At 58.9% G+C, this 12,223-nt stretch carries 14 protein-coding genes; 5 read left to right on the forward strand and 9 right to left on the reverse strand.

Annotated elements, in window-relative coordinates; translation table 11 throughout:
- Window positions 1-249 precede the first annotated feature (249 nt).
- The 4 genes from PK789_RS07795 (at window position 250) to PK789_RS07810 (ending at window position 2,492) form a co-directional block, all read left to right on the forward strand.
- Window positions 250-1,023, forward strand: a complete 774-nt coding sequence (locus PK789_RS07795; RefSeq protein ID WP_324308207.1) for a hypothetical protein — start codon at window positions 250-252, stop codon at window positions 1,021-1,023.
- A 106-nt stretch (window positions 1,024-1,129) separates the two neighbouring features.
- Window positions 1,130-1,702 carry a hypothetical protein gene (locus PK789_RS07800; protein WP_324308208.1) on the forward strand — a complete coding sequence of 191 codons (573 nt, stop codon included), beginning with the start codon at window positions 1,130-1,132 and terminating at the stop codon, window positions 1,700-1,702.
- A gap of 12 nt (window positions 1,703-1,714) precedes the next feature.
- Window positions 1,715-2,341, forward strand: a complete 627-nt coding sequence (locus tag PK789_RS07805; RefSeq protein ID WP_324308209.1) for a hypothetical protein — start codon at window positions 1,715-1,717, stop codon at window positions 2,339-2,341.
- 4 nt (window positions 2,342-2,345) lie between these two features.
- Window positions 2,346-2,492: a hypothetical protein gene (locus tag PK789_RS07810; protein WP_324308233.1), complete on the forward strand. Its 147-nt coding sequence runs from the start codon at window positions 2,346-2,348 to the stop codon at window positions 2,490-2,492.
- Window positions 2,493-2,636: 144 nt separating this feature from the next.
- Here PK789_RS07810 and PK789_RS07815 read toward each other — a convergent pair whose 3' ends face one another.
- The 5 genes from PK789_RS07815 to PK789_RS07835 all read right to left on the reverse strand — a co-directional run bounded on the left by PK789_RS07815 (window position 2,637) and on the right by PK789_RS07835 (window position 7,881).
- Window positions 2,637-4,268: an electron transfer flavoprotein-ubiquinone oxidoreductase gene (locus PK789_RS07815; protein ID WP_324308210.1), complete on the reverse strand. Its 1,632-nt coding sequence runs from the start codon at window positions 4,266-4,268 to the stop codon at window positions 2,637-2,639.
- Between the two features lie 76 nt (window positions 4,269-4,344).
- Entirely contained in the window at window positions 4,345-4,995 is a 651-nt protein-coding gene (locus tag PK789_RS07820; RefSeq protein ID WP_324308211.1) for an ABC-type transport auxiliary lipoprotein family protein, read from the reverse strand.
- On the reverse strand, window positions 4,992-5,918 hold the full coding sequence (locus tag PK789_RS07825) for an MlaD family protein (RefSeq protein ID WP_324308212.1): 927 nt from the start codon (window positions 5,916-5,918) through the stop codon (window positions 4,992-4,994). The genes PK789_RS07820 and PK789_RS07825 overlap by 4 nt, the downstream gene beginning before the upstream one ends.
- Window positions 5,918-6,724, reverse strand: a complete 807-nt coding sequence (locus PK789_RS07830; protein WP_324308213.1) for an ABC transporter ATP-binding protein — start codon at window positions 6,722-6,724, stop codon at window positions 5,918-5,920. The genes PK789_RS07825 and PK789_RS07830 overlap by 1 nt, the downstream gene beginning before the upstream one ends.
- Window positions 6,725-6,759: 35 nt before the next feature.
- Window positions 6,760-7,881, reverse strand: a complete 1,122-nt coding sequence (locus tag PK789_RS07835; protein WP_324308214.1) for an MlaE family ABC transporter permease — start codon at window positions 7,879-7,881, stop codon at window positions 6,760-6,762.
- Between the two features lie 67 nt (window positions 7,882-7,948).
- On the opposite strand from PK789_RS07835, the gene PK789_RS07840 reads away from it, so the two are divergent.
- On the forward strand, window positions 7,949-9,223 hold the full coding sequence (locus tag PK789_RS07840; protein WP_324308215.1) for a threonine/serine exporter family protein: 1,275 nt from the start codon (window positions 7,949-7,951) through the stop codon (window positions 9,221-9,223).
- Between the two features lie 60 nt (window positions 9,224-9,283).
- On the opposite strand, the gene PK789_RS07845 is transcribed toward PK789_RS07840, so the two are convergent.
- The 4 genes from PK789_RS07845 to PK789_RS07860 form a co-directional block, all read right to left on the reverse strand.
- The gene (locus tag PK789_RS07845) at window positions 9,284-9,655 is read right to left on the reverse strand and encodes an H-NS histone family protein (RefSeq protein WP_324308216.1); all 372 of its coding nucleotides are present in this window, start codon (window positions 9,653-9,655) and stop codon (window positions 9,284-9,286) included.
- A gap of 103 nt (window positions 9,656-9,758) precedes the next feature.
- Window positions 9,759-11,468, reverse strand: a complete 1,710-nt coding sequence (locus PK789_RS07850) for a proline--tRNA ligase (RefSeq protein ID WP_324308217.1) — start codon at window positions 11,466-11,468, stop codon at window positions 9,759-9,761.
- A gap of 41 nt (window positions 11,469-11,509) precedes the next feature.
- Window positions 11,510-11,782, reverse strand: coding sequence for a DUF4124 domain-containing protein (locus PK789_RS07855; protein ID WP_324308218.1), 273 nt, complete (start codon window positions 11,780-11,782; stop codon window positions 11,510-11,512).
- A gap of 8 nt (window positions 11,783-11,790) precedes the next feature.
- On the reverse strand, window positions 11,791-12,183 hold the full coding sequence (locus PK789_RS07860; RefSeq protein WP_324308219.1) for a DUF4124 domain-containing protein: 393 nt from the start codon (window positions 12,181-12,183) through the stop codon (window positions 11,791-11,793).
- Window positions 12,184-12,223 lie beyond the last annotated feature (40 nt).

Genomic DNA, 12,223 nt, shown 5'->3' on the forward strand with positions numbered 1-12,223 from the left:
ACCGAAGCCATGGTGGCCGAGCTGCCGAAGAAGGACGAGCCGGCGATGCCGGGCGCCGGCATGGGCGGCATGGGCGGCATGGACTTCTGATCCCTGCCAACCGTCAAGCGTGACCACGAAGCCCGGCCATGTGCCGGGCTTCTTTTATTTCCGGCCATGCGAGACACAAACAAGTGACGAACTCTGCTGAGTGATGCTGGTGAAATTCGATCAACCCACAGGACGTTTTGCTAAGCTTCAACAACTGGAATGGACGTGGAAGTGATAGGGATGTCGAACAAGCGAGTGCGTGCGCCGAAGGCGAAGTCGTCAGCGCCTCGAATTGCCTTGTGCTTGGGGATCGTGGGTGCGTTGTATGTCATTTATTTCATCGGCGCGATGATCTATGCGACCCAGAAATACAACGCGGATCAAGGGCCGGAGGGCTCGTACGGCGCTGCCGTCGCAGACCACGAAGCGGCCTATGGTCCGATGACGAACGAGCAAAGGAATCAGTTCGTTCGCGAAACCAAGGATGAGCGCGAGAATGCGGCGAATTCGGCGATCGAGGACTGGATTCAGAGGCGACGAGCGACAGCATTCAACAAGAAGTTGAAAGGCACGTGGCGAACCATCCCACAGGGCGGGGAGCCGTCGCGCGAGTTCCGGGCGGTGCTGTACAGAAACCAGTTCATCCTGGAATCCGATCGCGAAAGTGAAGCGATGACCGCGCGGTTGGGCATTACCGGACAGCAGCGCTGGTCCAACAGCGCATACAAGATCCGCGCGGTGCCTGCGGATGATGCCCTGGAGATCAGGCAAAGCTATTCGAACGTGACCCTCAACATTTTGCCATGCCGGAAAGTCGTGAAGGATCATGCGTATGATGACTGCATGACAAGGACGGCGGACGGGATTTTCATCGATGTCGCCTACCGCGTTGCAGACGTCACGGACGACGAGCAATCCGCATTGAGGGCAGGCGTCGCTCGCGTGCTGCAGGACATCGAGCGGGTCGGCGAACGCCGTGCATTTAAGCCGTAAATCAATCCAGCGTCACCGTGACGCTGCCGGGTAGAAGCGCGTGTGATCCTATCGTCAGCTTGTAGGTGCGACAGAATCGCATTGTCCGCATTCGTCGAGGAGTGGAATGAAAGTTGTTGTGTTTGCAGGGCTCGCCACAAGCATGCTTGCTGGTTGCGCCGCCAAGGCCACGCTTTGCGACAGTGAATACATGCGTGCGCAAATGAAAGCCAAGTTCGCACAGGACGTGAATGAAAGATATTACGACTCTGGCGTGGACCTCTTCGCTGCTGGCTTGGTGTCGAACGTGCGATACGAAAACATCGAGACCGATTTTGCCGGCGGAAACGGCAATGCTGCGGTGTGCCGCGCCACGCTTCGCTTCGATGTGGCCGGAAAAACGATCGAGGACGACATCGGTTATCTGGTCGTGTCGCAGTCGGGCAAGGACATGTTTCGAAATTACGGTCGTTGGCCGATGGAACGTCTGGAAGCAGCCCTGATGGCGGGACCCATGGGCGAGCTCTGGAAGAAAGAGCGTGAGATCCGCCACCTGGAAGCGGAGCTCACACCGGAAGAAAGGGCGGCGCTGGGTGCTTCACGCGAGCAACAATTGAAAGCCGCAGAAGCGGCGCTTGTTGAAATTCGCAAACGCATTCAAGGCGGCGCGCAAGCTTCGCGCGCAGCGTCAGCAAGATAAAGGGAGGACGGAATGGAATATCGGGTTCTGGCGCTTGTTGTTGCGCTTTTGCTGACGGCCTGTGCAAAAAAGGAAAGTGGATGTGCGACGTCTGCCACACAGGCGAGCCTGTCAGCATTCGTCAATAGTCATGTGCGCGAGCAGCTTCGGGTGGACGGGTACGACCCGATCAGCAGCGGCCTGCTCAAAATCGTCCGATTCGAGGCGTTTGAACCCATCCGGCAGGACGAAGAGCGCGAACGCAGCAGTTGCAGGGCGATCGTCCAGTTCGATGTGGAAGGCATGGCGATGCCAACACCCGTCGAATATGACTTGCTTCCTTCCGGTGGCGACGACACGGATGACGCGTATGACACTGTCGTCCGGATTGAGATTCCACTTGGTGAGATCGGTTCACGCTTGAACAATGGCGTTCTTGCGGAGCTTCGAAAAAAGGAAGCGGCTATCCGCAGCCTGGAAGGCTGGGTTGAAAGGATCGGCAAGGTTGTCGCCGCCAATGAATCCGGAAAATTCGCCCCCAGTCCCTTTGCGGAACAAAGCAAGATCGATCTGGCTGACAGGCAAGCCGAGTTGGAACAGGCAAGACAAGAGGTTGCGCGCATCACTGCGTCACTGCGCGCGGGACACGGCGGTCGGTAACCAGATGACGCGCACCGCGCTGCAAAACACGGCCTCGATCGCCGGCCTGATGATCACCACCGAAGCGATGGTGGCCGATGCGCCGAAGAAGGACGAACCGGCAATGCCCGCCGGCGGCGGCATGGGCGGCATGGGTGGTATGGATTTCTGATCCAAGCCCCGTGCACGCCCTTCTCCCCGGAAACGGGGAGAAGATGCCGAAGGCGGATGAGGGGTGTACTTACCCCGATGTCCCCAACATCAAAAACCCCCGCATCACTGCGGGGGTTTTTGTTTGTGGGTGTGCAGCCCGGCCTCAAAGATTCTGATAATTCGGTCCGCTGCCACCTTCGGGGGTGACCCAAGTGATCAGTTCGTAGGGGTCTTTGATGTCGCAGGTTTTGCAGTGCACGCAGTTGGCGGCGTTCACTTGCAGGCGTTTGCCGTGTGGGGTGTTGGTGTCGGCCACCATTTCATAGACACCAGCGGGGCAGAAGCGGGTGCAGGGGTTGTCGTATTCCACCACGCAGCGGCTGGCGCAGATGTCGGTGTCGGCCACGTGCAGGTGCACGGGTTGGTCTTCGTCATGTGCGGTGGCTGCGTAATAGACGCCTTGCAGGCGGTCGCGCGGGGCCAGGGTGCGCTCGCTGTAGTCGCGTTTGGGGGCTTCGTATTGGCCAAGTTTGTGCAGGCTGCTCCAGTCGGCTTTGTTTTTTAGCGTCCACGGCGAGCGCCCGCCGGTGACGGTTTCCCAGGCGGCGTTGAGCATGCCAAACCACAGGCCTTTCTTGAACGCGGGTTTGATGTTGCGGACTTGCTTCAATTCCGCCATGACTGCGGATGCGCGCAGTTTGGCGTTGAAGCCTTCCGCCGAAAGCTGCGAGGCCAGCACATGTTCGGCGGCCAACATGCCGCTGCGAATCGCTTGGTGGGTGCCTTTGACTTTGGGCACGTTGAGCAGGCCGGCGGTATCGCCAATCAAGAGCGCGCCTGGCATCTCGCAATTGGGCAAGGACTGATAGCCGCCGGTGACAATCGCGCGCGCGCCGGCCGACAAGATACTGCCGCCCTCCAGTAATGGCTGGATCATGGGGTGGTTTTTCCATTGCTGGAATGCTTCCCACGGCTTGTACTCGGGGTCGCGGTAGTCCAACCCGCTGACATAACCCAGCGCAATCCGGCCCTTATCCAAGTGATACAAAAAGCTGCCGCCATAGGTGTGGCTATCGGCTGGCCAGCCAAAGCTGTGCACGATTTTGCCGGGGCTGACGCGGTCTTCCGGCACCTGCCACAGTTCTTTGATGCCAATCGAATAGCCCTGCGGGTCGCAGTCGGCATCCAAGTGGAAGCGTTTGATCAGGCGCTTGGTCAGATGTCCGCGCGCACCTTCGGCCAGTACGGTGATTTTGGCGTGGATATCAATACCGGCGGTGAAGCCGGGCTTGTGGCTGCCATCTTTGGCCACGCCCATATCGCCGATGCGCACGCCGATCACTTTTCCGGTGTCGTCGTGCAGAGTTTCGGCAGCGGCAAAGCCGGGATAGATTTCCACACCCAAGGCTTCGGCCTGCGGTGCCAACCATGCACACATCGCGCCCAGGCTGACGATCACATTGCCGTGGTTGTGCATGCCCGGCGGCACCGGCAGTTTGCGGCCGCCCGTTTTGGAGAGCAGCCAGAACTCATCGTCTTTGGCGTCGATGCAGATCGGCGGTGGGTTGCTGCGCCAATTGGGTAAGAGGGCATCCAGCGGGCCGGTTTCGATCACGGCACCGGACAAAATTTGCGCGCCGATGCTGCTGGCTTTTTCGATCACGCAGACCGAAAGATCGGGGTTGAGTTGCTTGAGCCGGATCGCGAAGGACAGGCCCGCCGGGCCGCCACCCACGGTGACGACGTCGTACGCCATCACGTCACGTTCGATGGGCTGGGGGGTGGTCTGGCTCATGCGGTTCTCCTCGGACTGCCCGCAATTGTCCGGGCTTTGATTGGAGCCGGCAATCCAGACCCGTCAATGTGTGATCTCAACGGCGTGCGTCGGGCTTGTGTGCGGCCAGTTCGTGCGCTTGGCCAGTGGTCAAGACCCAGCCGGAAATATCGGGGGCCAGTTTGTCGAGTGCTTGGCCAAATGCGGTCACAACGTGGTTGATGTCGGTGGCATTGGCCGTTTGCACGACATGGAAGTTTTGGCTGCCAACCAAGGTTTGATCGCGCATGTGCATCAATTTGGCATTGATGTCCAAGGTGGCGCTTGGCGTTGGATTGCCTGCGTAGTCCGCGCGAAATTCGCGGATATCCAGCATGAGCCGGTAGTCGGCATCCATGCCACTGCCTTGGCGTGCCACTGCGCGAATCTTGCCGGAGTCTTCCAGTGTGCGCAGCACGCTGTCTTCGACCATTTCGCCGGGGCTGCGTGCCCATAGCGCGCCGCGATACACCTGCAATTCACCCGCTGTGGGACTGACCACGATGCCCGGCCCCTCCAACATCTGCATATTGGTACTGCGACTGGTGGCCAACGACCAGGTGACGTTGGGCCACTGCGGGTTAGGTTGGCTGTGCAAGACCGGCGCAAATAATTTGGGGGATTCTTTTGGCCCGCCAATCAAGTTGCTGCAACTTGCCAGCAAGGTGGCGACCAATAGCGCTGGGATGAGACGGGGCAGGCGGCTCATTTGGGGTCAAACTCCTTGGGCGTTTCGCGGCCCAGAATGTAACGCGCGGGGTTGCCCTGCAGACGCCCACTGAGTGCGCGCAGGTCACGAATCAAACCGCGTAACTCCAGCAAGGTTGGTTCCACTTGCGGCAGACCATTTTGGGTGAAATTTTTGATGGCGGGACGGTTCTCGGCCAATAGCGCATCGGCATTGCCGGCGGTGGACTCCAATTTGGATGCTGCCGCATCCAGTTTGTCCAGCAGCGCCGGCAAACGTTGCACCAGATTTTGATCGAGGCCTTGCAAGGTGCCATTGGCGGTATCCAGCGTGGTCTTCATGCTGGCAGCGGCATCGCGAGCATTGACGATCAGCTTGCCGATATCGGCACGTTGCTCGGCAAGGGTATTGGTGGTTTTTTCTAGGTTATCCAGCGTCACGGTGATGCGGCGGATATTGTCATCGCTGAGCAGTTGATCTAGCCGTGCCACCAAGCGATTGGCGGTATCGGAAATATTTTGCAGTGCTGAAGGCTCGGTGCGGATAATCGGCAGGGTGCTATCGCTGCTGGCTTGCAGCGCCGGGGCATTGGGGCTGCCGCCACTGAGCAGGATAAAGGGCACGCCGGTGATGCCTTGCTGTGACAGTTTGGCGCGGGTATCCACCTTGATGGGGGTATTGGATTTTAGCTTGAGGATGGCAATGACTTGCCGCGCATCGCTTTCATTCAGCGCTAGGCTTTCCACGGTACCCACTGCCAGTCCGTTGTATTGCACGCTGCCGCCTTCGGTCAGACCGGTGACCGGTTCACTGAAAACCACTTGGTATTGCCGCCAGTTGCGCGACGAAGAAAAATTGCTGGCCCACAATGCAAACAGTAAGACCAAGACCAAGGTGGCAAGGCTGAAAGCACCGATCAGCACGTAATTGGCACGGGTTTCCATCAAGATTTTCCTTCCGTTACCACGCGCGCAGCACGCCCGCGTGGCCCATTGAAATATTCTTGCACCCACGGGTGATCGAGGCGTTCGAGTTCTGCCACCGGCGCGGTTGCAATCACCTTGCGGTCGGCCAGCACCGCCACACGGTCGCAGATCGTGTACAGGGTGTCGAGGTCATGGGTGATCAAAAATACGGTCAAACCTAATGCGCCGCGCAGGGTCAGGATCAATTGGTCGAAGGCGGCGGCACCAATCGGGTCAAGCCCCGCGGTGGGTTCATCCAAAAACAGCAGCGGTGGATCCAATGCCAGTGCCCGCGCCAAGCCGGCGCGCTTGCGCATGCCGCCGGACAATTGCGAGGGCAATTTGTCGATCGCGTTGGCGGGCAGGCCGGCCAGTTTGATTTTCAGTAGGGCCAATTCGTAGCGCAGCGAACGCGGCAGATCTGGGTAGTACTCCTTCAGTGGCACTTGCACGTTTTCGCCAACGCTCAGCGAAGAAAACAACGCACCGTCTTGGAATAACACCCCACTATTGCGTTCGATATGGCGACGGGTCGCCGGGTCTTCCGAGGTTGCATCCACGCCGAGCAATTGAATGCGTGCGGCATTGGGTTTGCGCAGGCCCAAAATCGACCGCATCAGCACCGATTTACCCGAGCCAGAGCCACCCACCACGCCCAGAATTTCGCCGCGCTGCACATCCAGATCCACACCGTCATGCACCACTTGCTCACCAAAGCGGTTGACCAAGCCGCGCACGCGGATCAATGGTGCTTCGCCGACAATCACACCGTCGATGGTGTTCATTGCGGCAGTGGGGTGGTCTGGCATCGTCATGGAGGTTAATAGTCCATCTGCATGAACCACAACGCGGCGAATGCGTCGATCACAATCACCATCGAAATGGCCTGCACCACGCTGGATGTCGTGCGCTCACCTAGCGACTGCGCGGTGCCCTGTACTTGCAAGCCCTCCAGACAACCAATCAAGCCAATCACCATGGCAAACAAGGGGGCTTTGACCATGCCCACCACGAAATGGCGCAGGTGGATGGTGTCGTGCATGCGTGCCAGATAAGCGGCGGCCGGGATATCCAGATTGAACGCGCCCACCGCCATGCCCCCCAACATGCCGGCAATCATCGCGATGAACGTCAGCAGTGGCAGCATTGCCAGCAAGGCGAGTACGCGCGGAATGACCAGCAAGTCCACCGGGTCTAGGCCCAGCACGCGGATGGCATCCACTTCCTCGCGGTTGACCATCATTCCGATTTGTGCGGTGAACGCGCTGGCGGTGCGGCCGGCCAACAAAATTGCGGTGAGCAAGACCCCAAATTCGCGCAAAAATGCAGCGTTGACCAATTCCACGATATAGATCGTGGCACCAAAGTCTTGCAACACCATCGCGCCTAAAAACGCGATGACCGCGCCCACCATAAAGGACAGCAACGCCACCAGCGGCACCGCGTCCAGCCCCACTTGTTCCATGTGGTGCACGGTGGCGGTCAAGCGCAGTCGCCACGGCTGCTTGATCAAGCGCAGCAGTTTGACTTGCACCTCGCCCATGAAGCTGACCAAGGAAACGATTTCGCGGCCGTTATCCACCAAGCCTTTGCCGATACGCCCCAACATGGCGCGCACGCCGTATTCTTTTTTGCGCGCAGGGCGTTCGTCGTGGACGTTTTCAATCGCGGCGACCAATGCTTGCTGATCGGCGTTGAAATGCAGCGCAGTAAACGCCAGCCCGCGACGCTCGGCAAAGCGTAAGAGTTGCAATACACCCAGCGTATCCAAGCGGTCGCAGCGGCTGGCATCGATGCTGTGCACGCCATCCGGCACGCCGGCCAAGACTTCGGTAATTTGGGTGGCAAAGCGCAACGTCCAGCGCCCGCCCAGCAGCAAACTGCCGGCAGCATCAGCTGCGACGGTAATGACAGGTGGGGCGTGTGTGGGGACTTGGCTCATTCCGCCCAAGCTTACTGAATGCTGCTGAAAAGGTGTGAATCATGTGTCTGCATGCGATCCTAATCGGATGCCTGCCCAAACCCATCCCGCCGCTGCCATCGGCCCGACCGTCACTGCCACCACCTATACCGAGCGCATCGCCTTCGTGGTGGATTTGGCCTATCACCTGCATGCCTACGGCACCACGTCGCAGCGGTTGGAGGCCGCGATTGAACTGGTCGCCAAGCGGCTGGGCTTGGCGTGTGAGCCGTGGTCCAATCCAACCGGGATCATTTTGGCGTTCCGGGATCCTGCGCGGCCGGTGGGGGAGTCTGAGACCACCCGGTTGATTCGTCCTGGTCTGGGCGATACCAACCTATACAAACTTTGTGAAGCCGACCGCATTGCCGAAGATGTCATCAATGGGCGCATGGATGTACCGGCGGGACGGGAGGCCCTGCGCGATCTGGAGCGGCGGTCGGGCCTGCGCGGTCAAATTATGCTGGCATTGGGCTTTGCCATGGCTTCAGGCGCGGTGGCCGGATTATTGCGGCTGCCGTATTTGGATATTGCAACGGCGACGGTCATTGGTGGCTTGATTGGGTTACTGGTGCTGGGTGCGCAACGTTACCCGCGGTTGAGCGAAGGGTTTGATGCCTTGGCCGGACTGTTTGCGGGCACGGTGGCGATTTTGGTCAGCAGCCTGATTGCGCCGTTGAATCTCAATACGGTGGTGATTGCATCGTTGATCGTGTTGTTGCCGGGGATGAGTTTTGCTTTGGCCACCAATGAATTGACCAGCCGACATTTGGTGTCAGGTACCGCACGCTTTGCGGGTGCATTGATGACGGTGGTTAATCTGACGATTGGCACCGCGATTGCCTTGGCGGTGGCCAAGCTTTTAGGGGTCGAGCCCCATGTGCGGGCGTGGCGGCCGCAACCGGATTGGGTGGTGTGGTGCGCAGTGGCCGTGGCGGCATATGCATTTGCCGTGCTATTCCAAGCGCATCGCCGCGATTATCCGCTGGTGATGCTGGCAGCGATCAGCGGCTATCTGATTTCGCGGTTTGGTGGCGAATGGCTGGGCCCGCAAGCTGGGGTTTTCCTGGCCGCATTACTCACCACCGCGGCAGGCAATGCGTATGCGCGTTGGGCCAATCGCCCGGGAGCGTTGATACGACTACCCGGCATCATCATGCTGGTGCCGGGCAGTGTGGCCTTGCGCGGGGTGATTTCACTGGTACAAGCACAAAGCCTTAACGCGGGGCAAGAAGCCGCGCTGGCAGCGGTCAATACCCTGATGGCGCTGCTGGCAGGCCTGGTGTTTGGCAATCTATTGGTCAGTGCGCGACGCAATCTTTGATGCGGAATATAAAAACGCCGGCTAGTGCCGGCGCTTTCAAACCGCCATGATGGCAGTGAATCACTTCTGGATCAGGAACTCTTCTTGCTTCTGACCAGCGGCCACGGCGGTGGCCAACCAGCGCGGGGAACGACCACGGCCGCTCCAGACTTCCTTTTCATTGGCCGGGTTGCGGTATTTGGGTTCAACCTTACCCAAGACGCGACCTTTGTTGGATTTACGTGTTTTCTTGGCAACCGGGGCGGCCCCGGCTGCGGCGGGCTTGCCGTACAGCTCATCAAACGTCCAGCCAGTGGCTTTCAGGACTTTGGCCACTGCGGCTTTGGCCTGATTGGCCGGCTTGCGTTTGGCCAGCACTTTCTTGCGCTTGTTGGCGCGGGCAATCAGTACGGCCAGTTCCTGCGGGCTTAGGTTATCGATATTCATGCTCATGCGGTGAGTTCTTCTTGAGTAATTGAAATGGGATTATCCAGTCCGTGGATGTCGAGATAATAGGCCTGTCAAAACTGGATGACAATGGGTTAGTGGTAGCGGGTTAACCCGAGAGTCGGGCAAACAAGCTGGCTTGATCTAAGTTTTCAGGTTCGCTGGCGCTGCGTGCGCGATATTCAAAAGTGCCCGCTTCCAGCCCGCGTCCAGAAACTACCACGCGATGCGGGATGCCAATGAGTTCGATATCGGCAAACATGGCACCGGGGCGCAGGCCACGATCATCCAGCACGGTATCAAAGCCAGCTGCTTGCAATTGCGCGTACAGGGCGTCAGCGGCAGCGGCTACGCTGGCATCATTTTTTGGATTGATGACGCAAACGGCAACTTGCCACGGTGCCATCGCCATCGGCCAGCAGATGCCATTGTCATCGTGATGTTGTTCAATGGCGGCGGCGGCAATACGCGATACCCCGATGCCATAACAGCCCATGGCGGGATGCATCGATTTGCCGGCAGCATCCAGGACGCCAGCACGCATCGCTTCAGAGTATTTACGGCCAAGCGCAAAGACATGGCCAACTTCGATGCCACGGGCAATGCACAAACTGCCCTTGCCGTCAGGTGAGGGGTCGCCATCCAGGACATTGCGAATATCGGCGACTTCCGGTTCGGCCAAATCACGGCCCCAATTGACGCCCGCGAGATGCAGCCCCGGTTGATTGGCACCCACCACAAAATCAGCCATGGCCGCCACGCTACGATCGGCGATGATCCGGATTGGTTTGCGGGTATTGAGCGGGCCAAGGAAACCGGGCTCACTGCCAAGGTATTCGCGAATCTCACTTTCGCTGGCCAACCGGTATTCGGCCAGCCCCGGGAGTTTTGCGAGTTTGATTTCATTGACCACATGGTCGCCACGCACCAGTGCCAGCACGAATTGCGGTTGCTCATCGGCATCCGTGGCCATGATCGCCACCGATTTTGCAGTGCGCTGCAAAGCAATACCCAATAGCGCGGCAACGTCTTCGCAGGTTTTTTGGGTGGGCGTGGCCACCTCGCGTAGGGTTTCGGTTGCCGCCGGGCGCGGGCCGGGCGCTATCGCTTCGGCCAATTCCACATTGGCGGCAAAATCGGAATGTTCGCAATACGCCAGCGAATCTTCGCCGGAGTCTGCCAGCACATGAAATTCATGCGAGGCGCTGCCACCAATCGCACCGGTATCGGCCGCCACCGCGCGGAATTTCAGCCCGAGACGGGTGAAAATACGGGTGTAAGTGGCATACATATTTTGATATTCGGCGTGCAGTGATGCGTCATCGATGTGGAAGGAGTAGGCATCCTTCATGATGAACTCGCGTGCGCGCATCACCCCGAAGCGTGGGCGGATTTCATCGCGGAACTTGCTGGTGATCTGATAAAAGTTGAGCGGCAATTGCTTGTAGCTGGCCACTTCCTGCCGGAAAAAATCAGTGACGGCTTCTTCGGCAGTGGGTGTGAAGCAAAAGTCCTGCTCTTTACGATCGCGGATTTTCAACAGCTGCGGGCCAAACTTTGCCCAGCGCCCGGTTTCTTCCCACAATTCCTTAGGCTGGATCGATGGCATCGCCATTTCAATCGCGCCGGCGCGGTTCATTTCCTCGCGCACCACCGTCTCGATTTTGCGTAGGACGCGCAGGCCCAATGGTGACCACGTGTAAAGGCCGGCCGCCAATTTACGCACCATGCCGGCCTTGAGCATCAGCTTATGGCTGATGATTTCGGCATCGGCGGGGGTTTCTTTTTCAGTACGGAGATGAAAACGGGACAAGCGCATGGTCGAAGTCTGCGGGGGTGGAACCTCGCATTTTGCCATGCTTATTCGCTTGTGCCGTGGACTTCCATCCCGGGTTTGGGCGTGCGGCTGATGCGTTCGTACTTACGCCCTTTGGGAGGGGCTTGGGTGACCTGCAAATTCCCGTCGGCATCGCGCCAGCGATACAGCGAATTGGCGCGTTCGGCCTGTACTGCGGCCATTTCCGCGGCCACTTCACGCGCATGCTGGCGGCGCGGCATTTCTTGTGTAAACCACCACCACGCCGCTACCGCCGCCACAATCGCCAGCATCAAGATGCCTGCTTGTTTCATCATGGGATGCGTTATTTGCCGGCGCTGCCGCAGAATGCTTTGACCCCGGCCTGGTTCAGTTCCAATTGGGATTTACGCTCGGCGTCAGTGAGGTTGCGGTCTGGCTTGCCATCACCATTGGTGTCGATGCCCACGCTATCGCTGCTTTGCAGGCGTGCCAAGTTGTTGCGTGCATTCGTGCATTGCTCGCTATCTTGGCTTTTGGCCACAGCTTCAGTGGTGGTGGTGCCGGTACGGACGTTGATGTCGCGGGTTTTGTGGCTCTGGCTGGGGGGGTTATCGGTGTAGTGGGTGACGCCACTGGCATCTTTCCACTGGTATACACGCTGCTGCTGTTGCGCCAACGCCGGCACAGCCAGCAGGGTCAGCAGCAGCGCGATGGCAAGGGGGCGGGCGTTGCGCATGGTGAACTCCGGGGGAATGTGTGCTGATTGCAGCACTGCG

This window comes from Thermomonas sp. (assembly GCF_035369645.1).
Lineage (GTDB): Bacteria > Pseudomonadota > Gammaproteobacteria > Xanthomonadales > Xanthomonadaceae > Thermomonas.